The organism is Pseudomonas sp. TUM22785, assembly GCF_028198105.1.
Taxonomy (GTDB): domain Bacteria; phylum Pseudomonadota; class Gammaproteobacteria; order Pseudomonadales; family Pseudomonadaceae; genus Metapseudomonas; species Metapseudomonas solani.
In genome coordinates this window covers 5,057,561-5,072,083 of record NZ_CP116239.1, presented here as the reverse complement: position 1 = coordinate 5,072,083, position 14,523 = coordinate 5,057,561, and the positions used below count along the sequence as shown (strand labels likewise).

Here is a 14,523-nt window from a genome sequence, read left to right as displayed (position 1 = left end):
CTACAATTCATCGAAGGCCTGGGCACTTTCTCACTCTGCCAGCAGAAGCCATACCCATTCGTAGGAGTCAAAAGATGAAGAAGATCGCACTTCTCGGCGCCATGGCGCTTTCCCTGTTGTCGCCGCTGGCTGCTGTGGCCGATGAAGCCAAACCCCTGCGCATCGGTATCGAAGCGGCCTACCCGCCCTTCGCCTACAAGACTCCGGACGGCAAGATCACCGGCTTCGACTACGACATCGGCAACGCCCTGTGCGCCGAGATGAAGGTCGAGTGCAAATGGATCGAGCAGGAATTCGACGGTCTGATCCCGGCCCTCAAGGTGCGCAAGTTCGACGCCATCCTGTCCTCGATGACCATCACCGACGAGCGCAAGAAGTCCGTGGACTTCACCGGCAAGTACTACCAGACCCCGATCAAGCTGGCGATGAAGGCCGGCACCGTGATCAACGACCCGATGGTGGACCTGAAGGGCAAGAAGGTTGGCGTGCAGCGCGCCAGCACCTACGACCGTTTCGCCACCGAGGTCTATGCCCCGGCCGGCATCGAAGTGGTGCGCTACAGCTCGCAGAACGAAGTCTTCCTCGACATGACCTCCGGCCGCCTCGACGCGACCCTGGCCGATGCCGTGAACATCGACGACGGTTTCCTCAAGACCGAAGCCGGCAAGGGCTTCGCCCTGGTAGGCCCGGACTACACCGATCCGAAGTACTTCGGTGAGGGCGCCGGTATCGCCGTGCGCAAGGGCGACAAAGCCCTGGCCGACAAGATCACTGCCGCCATCGCCGCCATCCGCGCCAACGGCAAGTACAAGGAAGTGCAGGACAAGTACTTCCAGTTCGACGTTTACGGCAACTGATAGAACGCTGAAGACCGGCGCCTCGCCCAGGTTTCAGTGACATATCGAAAAGGCTGCCTTTCCCCGGAAGTGGCACAACCAGGATGTTGAGGTCGCCAGCAGGCGACCACAGCGGCGCGACACCAGGCTCCACGGTTCGCGGCTAACCTGCAGGTTGTGCCACTTTTTCGTTGCAGCGGTGCTGTCCGGTTCCAGCCGGGGCGCTGCATGAGGACCTGAACATGCTCAACGGCTACGGCTCGACCATTCTCGATGGTGCCTGGCTCACCCTTCTGCTGGCCCTGTCGTCCATGTCGATGGCCATCGTCCTGGGCCTGGTCGGCGCGGCGTTCCGCCTGTCGCCGGTGCGCTGGCTGGCGCTGCTGGGCGAGACCTATGCCACGGTGATCCGCGGCATTCCCGACCTGGTGCTGATCCTGCTGATCTTCTACGGCGGCCAGCAGGTGGTGAACATGGTCGCGCCCCTGGTCGGCTACGAGGATTACATCGATCTCGATCCGTTCTGGTCCGGGGTCTTCACCCTCGGCTTCATCTTCGGTGCCTACCTGTCCGAGACCTTCCGCGGCGCCTTCATGGCGATCCCGAAAGGGCAGGGCGAGGCCGGCTTCGCCTACGGCATGAGCGGCCGCCAGGTGTTCTTCCGCGTGCTGGTGCCGCAGATGATCCGCCTGGCCATTCCCGGCTTCACCAACAACTGGCTGGTGCTGACCAAGGCCACCGCGCTGGTTTCGGTGGTCGGCCTGCAAGACATGATGTTCAAGGCCAAGAGCGCTGCGGACGCGACCCGCGAGCCCTTCACCTTCTACCTGGCCGTGGCTGCGCTCTACCTGGTGCTGACCAGCGTTTCCCTGCTGGCCCTGCGCTTCCTGGAAAAACGCTATTCCGCCGGCATCAAAGCCGCCGAGCTGTGATCAAGAGGGCGCACGCGTGATCTTCGACTACAACGTCATTCTGGAAAACCTGCCGCTCTACTTCGGTGGCGTGCTGGTTACCCTCAAGCTCCTGGCGATCTCCCTCGCCCTGGGTCTGCTGGCGGCCGTGCCGCTGGCGCTGATGCGGGTCTCCAAGCAGCCGGCGGTGAACTTCCCGGCCTGGCTCTACACCTATGTCATCCGCGGTACCCCGATGCTGGTGCAGCTGTTCCTCATCTACTACGGCCTGGCCCAGTTCGCCTGGGTGCGCGAGAGCGTGCTCTGGCCCTACCTGTCCAATGCCACCTTCTGTGCCTGCCTGGCGTTCGCCGTGAACACCAGCGCCTACACCGCCGAGATCCTCGCGGGCAGCATCAAGGCCACGCCCCATGGCGAGATCGAGGCCGCCAAGGCCATCGGCATGTCGCGGGCCAAGCTGTACCGCCGCATCCTGCTGCCGTCGGCGCTGCGCCGCGCGCTGCCGCAGTACAGCAACGAGGTGATCATGATGCTGCACACCACCAGCCTCGCCTCCATCGTCACCCTGATCGACATCACCGGCGCCGCGCGCACCGTGAACTCGCAGTACTACCTGCCGTTCGAGGCCTTCATCACCGCCGGCCTGTTCTACCTGTGCCTGACCTTCATCCTGGTGCGCCTGTTCAAGCTGGCCGAGCGCCGCTGGCTGGCCTACATGGCCCCGCGCAAGGCCTGACCCCATGCAGCGCATCGACCACCTGTTGCCCTGGGGCGCCCCCGGTACCCGCCGCGAGCTGACGGTTTTCCGTTTCGGCAGCGGCGCGCGCAAGGCCTATATCCAGGCCTCGCTGCATGCCGATGAGTTGCCGGGCATGCGGGTGGCGGTGGCGCTGAAGAAGCGCCTCGCCGAGCTGGAAGCCGAAGGGCGCCTGGCCGGCGTGGTCGAACTGGTGCCGGTGGCCAACCCCATCGGCCTGGGGCAGGTGCTCCAGGCCAGCCACCAGGGCCGTTTCGAGTTCGCCAGCGGCAAGAACTTCAACCGTGATTTCGCCGACCTCGCCGAGCTGGTGGCGCCCGCCCTCGATGGGCGCCTGGGCAGCGACGTGGCGGCCAACGTGCAATTGATCCGCAGTGCCATGCACCAGGCCCTCGATGGCCTGGCGCCGGCCGTCTCCGAGCTCCAGGGCCTGCAGCGCCTGCTGCTGCGCCATGCCTGCGACGCCGACCTGGTGCTCGACCTGCATTGCGACTTCGACGCGGTGATGCACCTCTACATGATTCCCCAGCAGGCGGACGCCTTCGGCCCGCTGGGCGCGCGCCTGGGGGCCGGCGCCATGCTGGTGGCCGAGGATTCCGGCGCCAGCTCCTTCGACGAGGCCTGCTCCATGGCCTGGCTGCGCCTGCAGCGGCGCTTCCCTGATTGCGCCATCCCGCTGGCCTGTGTGGCAGCGACCGTGGAGCTGGGCGGCATGGCCGACACCGAGCGCGAGCGCGCCGAAGCCAGCTGCGAAGCCATCCTCGCCTTCCTCGCCGGGCAGGGGCTGATCAGCGGCGAATGGCCGCCGGCGCCCGCGCCCCGTTGCGAGGTGACGCCCTTCGAGGGCGCCGAATATGCCTATGCCCCCCATGCCGGGGTGGTGAGTTTCCTGCAGCCGGTGGGCGCGATGGTCGAGGCGGGTGATCCGCTGTTCGAAGTCATCGACCCCCTGGATGACCGCCACAGCGTGGTGCGTGCCTCCACCGGTGGTGTGCTGTATGTGCGCGAACGCCTGCGTTTTGCGCAGCCCGGACTGTGGCTGGCCAAGGTGGCCGGCCATGTACCTATTCGTCAGGGACGCTTGTTGAGCGACTGATCCATTCGCATCGAGACCGAGACCATGTACAAACTGGAAGTCCAAGACCTGCACAAGCGTTACGGCAGCCATGAAGTCCTCAAGGGCGTATCCCTGGCGGCCAAGGCGGGTGACGTGATCAGCATCATCGGCTCGAGCGGCTCGGGCAAGAGCACCTTCCTGCGCTGCATCAACATGCTCGAGCAGCCCCATGGCGGCAAGATCCTGCTCAACGGCGAAGAGCTGAAGCTGGTGGCCAACCGCGACGGCGGCCTCAAGGCGGCCGAGCCCAAGCAGCTGCAGCGCATGCGCTCGCGCCTGGCGATGGTGTTCCAGCACTTCAACCTGTGGTCGCACATGAGCGCCCTGGAGAACGTCATCGAAGCGCCCGTGCACGTGCTCGGCGTACCGAAGAAGGAAGCCATCGAGAAGGCCGAGCATTACCTGGCCAAGGTGGGCGTGGCGCACCGCAAGGACGCCTACCCGGCACACATGTCCGGCGGCGAGCAGCAGCGCGTGGCCATCGCCCGTGCCTTGGCCGTGGAGCCCGAGGTGATGCTGTTCGACGAACCCACCTCCGCCCTCGACCCCGAGCTGGTGGGCGAGGTGCTCAAGGTGATGAAGGACCTGGCCACCGAAGGCCGCACCATGGTGGTGGTGACCCACGAGATGGGCTTCGCCCGCGAGGTTTCCAACCAGTTGATCTTCCTGCACAAGGGCGTGGTCGAAGAGACCGGCTGCCCACGCGAAGTGCTGGCCAATCCGCAATCCGAGCGCCTCAAGCAGTTCCTCTCGGGGAGCCTGAAGTAATTAATGCCAACTGCGGCTAAGCTGCCTGCCATGACTGCCCATCGAATCGGTTTTCTCCTCTGGCCCGGCACCAAGGCCATGACCCTGGCGCTGGCCGAGGAAGCACTTCGCGTCGCTCAACGCCTGCACTCCGACGTGGTTTACGAGCTGCACTTCCTCCAGGCCGAAACACCTGCCGAGGGCGCCTGGCGCCTGCCCGGCGAAGCCTGGACCGGCAAGCTCGAAGGCCTCACGCGGCTGTTCCTGCTGGCCGACGAACCGCCGGCGCCGATGTCGGCTGCGCTGTCGGCGGCGATCAAGCAGCTGGTGCGTTCCGGCTGCGTGATCGGCGGCCTCTCCGCGGGTGTCTATCCGCTGGCCCAGCTCGGCCTGCTCGACGGTTACCGCGCTGCGGTGCACTGGCGCTGGCAGGACGATTTCACCGAGCGCTTCCCCAAGGTCATCGCCACCAGCCACCTGTTCGACTGGGACCGTGATCGCCTCAGTGCCTGTGGTGGCCTCTCGGTCCTCGACCTGCTGCTGGCGGTGCTGGCCCGTGACCACGGCGCCGAGCTGGCGGGCGCGGTGTCCGAGGAACTGGTGGTGGAGCGCATCCGCGAAGGCGGCGAGCGTCAGCGCATTCCGCTGCAGAACCGCCTCGGCTCCAGCCATCCGAAGCTCACCCAGGCGGTGCTGCTGATGGAGGCCAATATCGAGGAGCCGCTGACCACCGACGAGATCGCCCAGCACGTGTGCGTGTCGCGGCGCCAGCTGGAGCGCATCTTCAAGCAGTACCTCAACCGGGTGCCCAGCCAGTACTACCTGGAGCTGCGCCTGAACAAGGCCCGGCAGATGCTGATGCAGACCAGCAAGTCGATCATCCAGATCGGCCTGTCCTGCGGTTTCTCCTCCGGCCCGCACTTCTCCAGCGCCTACCGCAATTTCTTCGGCGTCACCCCCCGCGAAGACCGCAACCAGCGCCGCAGCAGCGGCCCCTTCGACAACCAGCCGGCCCTCGCCGAGCGCGGTTGATCGCCCGCACCGGGTGGGCGTCGTGCCTGCCCGGTGTCTGGCCTGTCCCTTTCCTTCACTTGAACCTGAGAAATTACGTCCTCAGGGCGTGGTCATGAGTCATCGGCGCTGCCTGTGAAGGTTTGAATTGAGCGCTCAGCAGGATGAACTCGTGCCGTAGGGTGTGCCGTGCGCACCGCCGCACGGTGTTTCCGGCAGGCTCCCCAGGTGCGCGCGGCACACCCACACCCTACGTCCAAGCTCCGAAGTCTGCCTGCGCACCCCTTGTAGGGACCAAAGCAAGTCTGCGTTCTTTACGTCCATACACCGCCCGCTGGGCCGCGCTGCGCTTGGCGCCAACCTACGGAGTCCGTTTCCTGCTGGCCGCACCTAGGCAGCGTTCCAGCGTGGCGACCGCACGCGTGAGCTCTTCCGGGGTGTAGGCGGCGAAGCCCATGAGGAAGCCCGGCTGCGCCGGGCGCTCGACATACAGCCCGCTCAGCCCCAGCAGCTCGATGCCCGTGTTGCGCGCGGCGGTGACGGCGGTGGCTTCGGGCAGGTCCCCGGTGAGCAGGCAGGGCATCTGTAATCCTCCGGCCGGAACATGGGGTTCGATCAGCGTGCCCAGTCTCTTTTCCAGCAGCTCCGCGAGGAGGGCCAGGCGCTCGGCGTAGAGGGTGCGCATGCTGCGGACGTAGGCGCCGAAGTGCCCGCCGCTGATGAAGCGCGCCAGGGTCAGCTGGGAGATGGACGCGGTGTGGCCGTCCAGCAGGGTGCGGGCGACGGTCATGGGCTCCACCAGCGCCGGCGGCAGCACCAGGTAGCCGATGCGCAATCCCGGAAACAGCGATTTGGTGAAGGTGCCTATATAGAGCGTCCGCTCGTGCGCATCCAGGCCCTGGACGCAGGCGGTCGGCCGGCCGGCGTAGTGGAATTCGCTGTCGTAGTCGTCCTCGATGATCCAGGCCTGTTCCCGCTTGGCCCATTCGATCAGGGCCAGGCGCCGCTCCAGGGAAAGCGTCGCGCCCGTCGGGAACTGGTGTGACGGCGTCAGGTACACCGCCTTGGCGGGATGGGGGTGAGCCAGGAGTCGGTCCACCTGCAGGCCCTCTGCGTCGACGGGGATGGCCTGGCAGGCGAGCCCTGCGGCTTCGAAGGCCTTGCGGGCACCGTAGTAGGCCGGGTCTTCGATGAATATCCGCTCGCCCGCGTCCAGCAACACGGTGGCGCACAGCCCGAGCGCCTGCTGGGAACTGGTGAGCACTAGCACCTGGTCTGCCGTGGTGCGGGCGCCACGTTCCAGGTTGACGTAGTCGGCGATGGCCCGACGCAGCGGCTCCAGGCCCTGGGGGTCGCCATGCAGCAAGGCTTTCGAACCGAACTCCTTCAGCGCCTGGCGTTGCAGGCGCTCCCAGGTTTGCAACGGAAAGGTGCGCGTCTCGGGCACGCCATGGGCGAAGGGGCGGGGTGCGAGGTGCTCGCGCACGCCGCCCTGGCGCAGCATGGCCTGGCCGCGCCTGCTCAGCCCGGGCCCTTCCTCCGTTGTCTTGCGTGTGCGCCGCGCGGCGGGCCTGCCGGGCAACAAGCGGGTGGCTTCGGCCACGAAGCTGCCGCTGCCGACCCGGCGTTCGATGAAGCCTTCGGCATGCAGTTGGCCGTAGGCGGACTCGATGGTGTCCCGGGAGACTCCGAGGGAGCTGGCCAGCAGGCGCGAAGCGGGCAGTGGCGTGCCCGTCGCCAGGGCGCCATCCAGTATCAGCTGGCGGAGGGCACGCTGGATCCGTGCGTGCAGCGGCAATGGCAGGAGTTCCGGATGAACCAGCCGGGCCTTGACCGATTCCAGCAGGGAGTTCTTGAACAATTGGTCTGCTCTTGATGCATATATTGGTGGGGAAAATCAGGCCAATAGGGCGCTATAAAACGGCCACGGTCAAGCCTGGTGGAGCCGGCGCAGGAGCGCGGGCCCGCGCTTGATCGGCAGTTCCGGGAGGGAGGGCCCCCCGGATGGAAAACAGGAGCATTTCCATGACAGCAGTGCAGCAACTCATCTCGGTTCGCCCGGTGAAGCCGGAAGATTTCGACAAATGGGCCGAGTACTGGGACAAGTACCAAGAGTTCTATGGCGTGGACCTGAGCCCGGAGGTCACCCGGATGACCTGGGCGCGGTTCTTCGATGAGCGCGAGCCGGTCCAGGCCGCCGTCGCCACGGATGGCGAGCACATCTTCGGCTTCGTCAACTTCGTCTTCCATCGCTCGACCTGGGCCGTGAACGACTTCTGCTACCTGGAGGACCTCTACGTCTCCCCCAGCGTGCGTGGCCAGAAGATCGGCAAGAGGCTGATCGAGTACGTGCAGGGGCAGGCCCGGGAAAGGCAGTGCGACCGGCTGTACTGGCATACCCAGGAGAGCAACCACACCGCCCAGCGGCTGTATGACTGGATCGCCGAGCGGCCGGGGGTGATCGAGTACCGGATGCCGCTTTAGCGGGTGGATGGTGCCTTTCGCGGAGTCCGCTCGGGCTCCGCTCCACGGGCCTGCGCGAGCGGCCCTTGCAAGGACGCCGGAACCGCCCGGTTCCGGCAGTCGCCGATCGCCATTCGCGTCGCCATCGAAGCCTCGCCGGTCATCCGCTGACCGATGCGCTGCGCCCCGTGCGTCCCGTGGCGATCCGCGTTTAAACTGCGCCTTCCCGAAGCTTTCTGTCGCATTTACGAAAGCCTCGGTTTTTCGCGGGTTGGCGCTGTAAGAAGTTGTCGCTTGGCGGCAATGCCAACCCCTAATCTGTCCCTACAATCCTTTCATCACTAGCCGTTCATGGCAGGAGAAACTGATGTCCGTTGAGCATGCGCAGGTCGAGCGCGCCGATTTCGATCAGGTGATGGTTCCCAACTACGCCCCCGCCGCTTTCATTCCGGTACGCGGTGAGGGTTCGCGAGTCTGGGACCAGAGTGGCCGCGAATTGATCGATTTCGCCGGCGGTATCGCCGTGAACTCCCTCGGCCATGCTCACCCGGCGCTGGTCAAGGCACTGACCGACCAGGCCAACAAGATCTGGCACGTGTCCAACGTCTTCACCAACGAGCCGGCTCTGCGCCTGGCCAAGAAGCTGGTGGCCGCCACCTTCGCCGAGCGCGTGTTCCTCGCCAACTCCGGCGCCGAGGCCAACGAGGCCGCCTTCAAGCTGGCCCGTCGCTACGCCCATGACGTCTATGGCCCGCAGAAGCACGAGATCATCTCGGCCACCAACAGCTTCCACGGCCGCACCCTGTTCACCGTGACCGTCGGTGGCCAGCCCAAGTATTCCGACGGCTTCGGCCCCAAGGTCGAGGGCATCACCCATGTGCCCTTCAATGACCTGGAAGCGCTGAAGGCCGCCATCTCCGACAAGACCTGCGCCGTGGTGCTCGAGCCCGTGCAGGGCGAGGGCGGTGTACTGCCGGCCACCCAGGCTTACCTGGAAGGCGCGCGCAAGCTGTGCGACGAGCACAACGCGCTGCTGGTGTTCGACGAAGTGCAGAGCGGCATGGGCCGCAGCGGCAAGCTGTTCGCCTACCAGAACTACGGCGTGACCCCGGACATCCTCTCCAGCGCCAAGAGCCTGGGCGGCGGTTTCCCCATCGGCGCCATGCTGACCACCACCGAGATCGCCAAGCACCTGGTGGTGGGCACCCACGGCACCACCTATGGCGGCAACCCGCTGGCCAGCGCCGTGGCCGAAGCGGTGCTGGACGTGATCAACACCCCGGAAGTGCTGAGCGGCATCAACGCCAAGCACGACCGCTTCAAGACCCGCCTCGAGGCGATCGGCAAGAAGTACGGCATCTTCACCGAAGTACGCGGCCTCGGCCTGCTGCTGGGCGCGGCCCTGTCCGATGCCTGGAAGGGCAAGGCCAAGGACGTGCTCAACGCCGCCGAGAAGGAAGCCGTGATGGTGCTGCAGGCCGGCCCGGATGTGGTGCGCTTCGCGCCCAGCCTGGTGATCCCGGATGCCGACATCGACGAGGGCCTGGACCGCTTCGAGCGCGCCGTGGCCAAGCTGACCCAGGCCTGAGGCCCGGGTGATACGCGGCACAGGGCTGTGCCGCGGTTCCGATTCCAGGGATGAACGTTTTCATGCGTGATCGGCGGCCTTTTGGCCGCCGTTTTCTCCGGCCGACCTCGCATGGGTTGCCCGGAGCCTTTATTGAAGGAGTGACACCATGCTGGTGATGCGCCCCGCGCAAATGGCCGACCTTGCCGATGTTCAGCGCCTGGCTGCGGACAGCCCCGTTGGTGTCACTTCGCTGCCGGACGACGCCGAGCGCCTTGGTGAGAAGATCGCCGCCTCGGAAGCTTCGTTCGCGGCGGAAGTCAGCTTCAACGGTGAGGAAAGCTATTTCTTCGTCCTGGAAGACACCGAGACCGGCCGCCTGGTCGGCTGTTCGGCCATCGTCGCCTCGGCCGGCTTTTCCGAGCCCTTCTACAGCTTCCGCAACGAGACCTTCGTGCACGCCTCGCGCGAGCTGAAGATCCACAACAAGATCCACGTCCTCTCGCTGTGCCACGACCTCACCGGCAACAGCCTGCTGACCAGCTTCTACGTGCAGCGCGAGCTGGTGGGCACCGCCAGCGCCGAGCTCAACTCCCGGGCGCGCCTGATGTTCATGGCCAGCCACCCGGAGCGCTTCGCCGATGCGGTGGTGGTGGAGATCGTCGGCTACAGCGACGACGAGGGCGAATCGCCGTTCTGGAACGCCGTGGGGCGCAACTTCTTCGACCTGAACTACATCGAGGCCGAGCGCCTTTCGGGCCTGAAGAGCCGCACCTTCCTCGCCGAGCTGATGCCCAACTACCCCATCTACGTGCCGCTGCTGCCGGACGAGGCCCAGGAATCCATGGGCCAGGTGCACCCGCGCGCGCAGATCACCTTCGACATCCTGATGCGTGAAGGCTTCGAGACCGACAACTACATCGACATCTTCGATGGCGGCCCGACCCTGCACGCCCGCACCTCCGGCATCCGTTCCATCGCCCAGAGCCGCGTCGTGCCCGTGCGCATCGGCGAGCAGCAGAAGGGTGGCCGCCAGTACCTGGTGAGCAACGGCCTGCTGCAGGACTTCCGCGCCGTGGTGGCGGACCTCGACTGGGTGCCCGGCAAGCCGGTGGAACTCAGCCTGGAGATCGCCGAAGCCCTCGGCGTGGGTGAAGGCGCCAGCGTGCGCCTGGTAGCGATTTAAACCGAAACGCCAAGCGGCGGCCGTTGCCGCCGGCTTGCAGCGTGCCGCTTGAAGCATGCAGCTCTAACGGAGTCACTATGATCGTTCGTCCCGTACGCAGCGCCGACCTGCCTGCCCTGATCGACCTGGCGCGCAGCACCGGTGCCGGCCTCACCACCCTCCCGGCCAACGAGGAGCGCCTGTCGCACCGAGTCGGCTGGGCGGAGAAGGCCTTCCACGGCGAAGCCGAACGGGGCGACGCGGACTACCTGTTCGTGCTCGAGGACGACGACGGCAAGGTGGTCGGCATCTCCGCCGTGGCCGGCGCCGTGGGCCTGCGCGAGCCCTGGTACAACTACCGGGTCGGGCTCACCGTCAGCGCCTCCCAGGAGCTGAACATCCACCGGCAGATCCCCACGCTGTTCCTGGCCAACGACCTGACCGGCAACTCCGAGCTGTGCTCGCTGTTCCTTCACGCCGGTTACCGCAGCGGCCTCAACGGCCGGCTGCTGTCCAAGGCGCGCTTCCTGTTCATCGCCGAGTTCCCCGAGCTGTTCGGTGACAAGGTGATCGCCGAGATGCGCGGCATGTCCGACGAGAACGGCGTCTCGCCCTTCTGGGACAGCCTCGGCCGCCACTTCTTCAAGATGGAATTCTCCCGCGCGGACTACCTCACCGGCGTCGGCAACAAGGCCTTCATCGCCGAGCTGATGCCCAAGTTCCCGCTCTACACCTGCTTCCTCTCCGAGGCGGCCCGTGACGTGATCGGGCGCGTGCACGCCGACACCGAGCCGGCGCTGGCCATGCTCAAGGGTGAAGGCTTCAGCTTCCAGGGCTACGTCGACATCTTCGACGCCGGCCCCGCCATCGAGTGCCAGACCGCGAAGATCCGCGCCGTGCAGGACAGCCAGACGCTGGTGCTGGCCGTGGGTACGCCGGGCGACGATGCCACGCCGTACCTGATCCACAACCGTAAGCGCGAGGAGTGCCGCGTCACTGCCGCCCCGGCCCGTCTGGCCGCTGGCACGCTGGTGGTCGATGCGGATACCGCCAAGCGTCTGAAACTCTCGGCTGGCGCCTCGGTCCGCGCCGTGCCGCTGTCGGCCAAGGAGTCCGTCAAATGAGCACCCATTACATCGCAGGCGCCTGGCAGGCGGGGCAGGGCGAGGCCTTCGACTCGCTGAACCCGGTCACCCAGGAATCCGTATGGAGCGGCCAGGGCGCCAGCGCCGAGCAGGTCGAAGCCGCCGTGGCCGCCGCCCGCGCCGCCTTCCCGGCCTGGGCCCGACTGAGCCTGGATGCGCGCATCGCCGTTCTCGAGCGCTTCGCCGCCACCCTCAAGACCCGCGCCGACGAGCTGGCCCGCTGCATCGGCGAGGAGACCGGCAAGCCCTTGTGGGAGTCGGCCACCGAGGTGACCACCATGGTCAACAAGGTCGCCATCTCCATCCAGAGCTACCGCGAGCGCACCGGCGAGAAGAGCGGCCCGCTGGCCGACGCCACGGCCGTGCTGCGCCACAAGCCCCACGGCGTGGTCGCCGTGTTCGGCCCCTACAACTTCCCCGGCCACCTGCCCAACGGCCACATCGTGCCGGCGCTGCTGGCCGGCAACGCGGTGATCTTCAAGCCCAGCGAGCTGACCCCCAAGGTCGCCGAGCTGACGGTCAAGTGCTGGGTCGAAGCGGGCCTGCCCGCCGGCGTGCTGAACCTGGTGCAGGGCGCCCGCGAGACCGGCATCGCCCTGGCCGCGAGCGCCGGCATCGACGGCCTGTTCTTCACCGGCTCCAGCCGCACCGGCAACCTGCTGCACCAGCAATTCGCCGGCCGCCCGGACAAGATCCTGGCGCTGGAGATGGGCGGCAACAACCCGCTGGTGGTGGACGAGGTCGCCGATGTCGATGCGGCCGTCTACACCATCATCCAGTCCGCCTTCATCTCCGCTGGCCAGCGCTGCACCTGCGCCCGCCGCCTGCTGGTGCCGCAAGGCGCCTGGGGCGACGCGCTGCTGGCACGCCTGGTGGCGGTGGCGGCGAGCATCCAGGTCGGCGCCTTCGACGCCCAGCCGGCGCCCTTCATGGGCTCGGTGATTTCCCTGGACGCCGCGCGCCACCTGCTCAAGGCCCAGGAACAGCTGATCGCCAAAGGCGCCAATGTGCTGCTGGCCATGTCCCAGCCGCTGGAAACCGCTGCGCTGCTGACCCCCGGCATCATCGACGTCACCGCCGTGGCCGAGCGCCCGGACGAGGAGTTCTTCGGCCCGCTGCTGCAGGTGATCCGCTACGCCGATTTCGATGCCGCCATCGCCGAAGCCAACGCCACCCAATACGGCCTGGCTGCCGGGCTGCTGTCGGATTCCCGCGAGCTGTACCAGCGCTTCTTCATCGAGAGCCGCGCCGGCATCGTCAACTGGAACAAACAACTGACCGGGGCCGCAAGCAGTGCGCCCTTCGGGGGCATCGGCGCATCGGGCAACCACCGCGCCAGCGCCTACTACGCCGCTGACTATTGCGCTTACCCGGTCGCTTCGCTGGAAAGTGAAACCCTTGCCCTGCCTGCAACCCTGACGCCTGGAGTCAGCCTATGAGCGCCCATGAAGTGAACTTCGACGGTCTGGTCGGCCCGACCCACAACTACGGCGGCCTGTCGTACGGCAACGTGGCGTCGCAGAGCAACAGCCAGGCCGCTTCCAGTCCGAAGGAAGCCGCCCTGCAGGGCCTGGCGAAGATGAAGGCGCTGATGGACATGGGCTTCAAGCAGGGCGTACTGGCCCCGCAGGAGCGCCCCAACGTCGCCGCGCTGCGCAGCCTCGGCTTCGCCGGCACCGACGCCCAGGTGATCGAGAAGGCCGCCAAGGAGGCCATGCCGCTGCTGGCCGCCTGCAGCTCGGCCTCGAGCATGTGGACCGCCAACGCCTGCACCGTCAGCCCCAGTGCCGACACTGCCGACGGCCGCGTGCACTTCACCGCCGCCAACCTCAATTGCAAGTTCCACCGCAGCATCGAGCACCCCACCACCAGCCGCGTGCTGGGGGCGATGTTCGCCAACGAGCGCCACTTCGCCCACCACGCCGCGCTGCCGGCAGTGGCGCAGTTCGGTGACGAAGGTGCGGCCAACCACACCCGTTTCTGCAAGGGCTATGGCGAGGCGGGCGTGGAGTTCTTCGTGTTCGGCCGCAGCGCCTTCGACAGCCGCTTCCCGGCACCGGCGCGCTACCCGGCGCGGCAGACCCTGGAGGCCAGCCAGGCCGTCGCACGCCTGCACGGGCTGAGCGAGGCCGGCGTGGTCTACGCCCAACAGAACCCGGCGGTGATCGACCAGGGCGTGTTCCACAACGACGTGATCGCAGTGGGTAACGGCGAAGTGCTGTTCCACCACGAAGACGCCTTCCTCGACACCGACAAGGTGCTGGCCGAGCTGCACGACAAGCTGGGCCGCGTCGGTGGCCGCTTCCAGGCCGTGTGCGTGCCGCGTGATGCGGTGACGGTGGAGGACGCGGTGCGTTCCTACCTGTTCAATAGCCAGCTGCTCAGCCGCGCCGACGGCAGCATGCTGCTGATCGTGCCGGAGGAGTGCCGCAACAACGCGCGGGTGTGGAACTACCTGCAGACCCTGACCGCCGAGGACGGCCCGATCCGCGAGGTGAAGGTCTTCGACCTCAAGCAGAGCATGCAGAACGGCGGCGGCCCCGCCTGCCTGCGCCTGCGCGTGGCGCTGAAGGACGACGAGCTGGCGGCGGTGAACCAGGGCGTGATCCTCACCCCCTCGCTCTACGACAGCCTGACCGGCTGGGTGGAGAAGCACTACCGCGATCGCCTGAGCGAAACCGACCTGGCTGATCCACAATTGCTCACTGAATGCCGCACGGCATTGGATGAGCTGACGCAGATCCTTAAACTGGGCGCCGTTTATCCGTTTCAACTGAATTGAGCGGCAAGCGCCAAGCGACAAG

Annotated in this window: 13 protein-coding genes; 12 read left to right on the top strand and 1 reads right to left on the bottom strand. The window is 66.6% G+C overall.

All coding sequences use genetic code 11. The annotated features are described in order from the left end of the window. The first annotated feature begins 74 nt into the window (after positions 1–74). From PI990_RS22840 to argR, 6 genes are all read left to right on the top strand, one after another. Positions 75–857: an ABC transporter substrate-binding protein gene (locus tag PI990_RS22840; protein ID WP_271658565.1), complete on the top strand. Its 783-nt coding sequence runs from the start codon at positions 75–77 to the stop codon at positions 855–857. Between the two features lie 221 nt (positions 858–1,078). After that, positions 1,079–1,768 (top strand): ABC transporter permease, encoded by a 690-nt coding sequence (locus PI990_RS22835; RefSeq protein WP_021218461.1) that lies wholly within the window; start codon positions 1,079–1,081, stop codon positions 1,766–1,768. Between the two features lie 16 nt (positions 1,769–1,784). Beyond that, positions 1,785–2,483, top strand: coding sequence for an ABC transporter permease (locus tag PI990_RS22830; protein ID WP_021218462.1), 699 nt, complete (start codon positions 1,785–1,787; stop codon positions 2,481–2,483). A gap of 4 nt (positions 2,484–2,487) precedes the next feature. Beyond that, positions 2,488–3,600 (top strand): succinylglutamate desuccinylase/aspartoacylase family protein, encoded by a 1,113-nt coding sequence (locus PI990_RS22825; RefSeq protein ID WP_184487891.1) that lies wholly within the window; start codon positions 2,488–2,490, stop codon positions 3,598–3,600. 24 nt (positions 3,601–3,624) lie between these two features. Then, positions 3,625–4,389 (top strand): ABC transporter ATP-binding protein, encoded by a 765-nt coding sequence (locus tag PI990_RS22820; RefSeq protein ID WP_021218464.1) that lies wholly within the window; start codon positions 3,625–3,627, stop codon positions 4,387–4,389. 30 nt (positions 4,390–4,419) lie between these two features. Continuing rightward, positions 4,420–5,400 carry a transcriptional regulator ArgR gene (gene argR / locus PI990_RS22815; protein WP_031287378.1) on the top strand — a complete coding sequence of 327 codons (981 nt, stop codon included), beginning with the start codon at positions 4,420–4,422 and terminating at the stop codon, positions 5,398–5,400. A gap of 340 nt (positions 5,401–5,740) precedes the next feature. On the opposite strand, the gene pdxR is transcribed toward argR, so the two are convergent. Next, positions 5,741–7,240, bottom strand: a complete 1,500-nt coding sequence (pdxR, locus tag PI990_RS22810) for a MocR-like pyridoxine biosynthesis transcription factor PdxR (protein WP_271658564.1) — start codon at positions 7,238–7,240, stop codon at positions 5,741–5,743. 164 nt (positions 7,241–7,404) lie between these two features. Between pdxR and PI990_RS22805 the strand changes: the two genes are divergently transcribed. The 6 genes from PI990_RS22805 to astB all read left to right on the top strand — a co-directional run bounded on the left by PI990_RS22805 (position 7,405) and on the right by astB (position 14,501). Then, positions 7,405–7,863, top strand: coding sequence for a GNAT family N-acetyltransferase (locus PI990_RS22805; protein ID WP_271658563.1), 459 nt, complete (start codon positions 7,405–7,407; stop codon positions 7,861–7,863). Positions 7,864–8,209: 346 nt separating this feature from the next. Continuing rightward, on the top strand, positions 8,210–9,430 hold the full coding sequence (locus PI990_RS22800; RefSeq protein WP_021218468.1) for an aspartate aminotransferase family protein: 1,221 nt from the start codon (positions 8,210–8,212) through the stop codon (positions 9,428–9,430). Positions 9,431–9,578: 148 nt separating this feature from the next. Continuing rightward, positions 9,579–10,595, top strand: coding sequence for an arginine/ornithine succinyltransferase subunit alpha (aruF, locus tag PI990_RS22795; RefSeq protein WP_184487894.1), 1,017 nt, complete (start codon positions 9,579–9,581; stop codon positions 10,593–10,595). 77 nt (positions 10,596–10,672) lie between these two features. After that, a complete protein-coding gene (astA, locus tag PI990_RS22790; RefSeq protein WP_021218470.1) occupies positions 10,673–11,698 on the top strand; it encodes an arginine N-succinyltransferase in 1,026 nt (341 codons plus the stop codon). Continuing rightward, complete coding sequence (astD, locus tag PI990_RS22785; protein WP_271658562.1) at positions 11,695–13,158, top strand: succinylglutamate-semialdehyde dehydrogenase; 1,464 nt, start codon at positions 11,695–11,697, stop codon at positions 13,156–13,158. The genes astA and astD overlap by 4 nt, the downstream gene beginning before the upstream one ends. Then, on the top strand, positions 13,155–14,501 hold the full coding sequence (astB, locus tag PI990_RS22780; protein ID WP_271658561.1) for an N-succinylarginine dihydrolase: 1,347 nt from the start codon (positions 13,155–13,157) through the stop codon (positions 14,499–14,501). Before astD ends, astB begins: the two co-directional genes overlap by 4 nt. Positions 14,502–14,523: the final 22 nt, after the last annotated feature.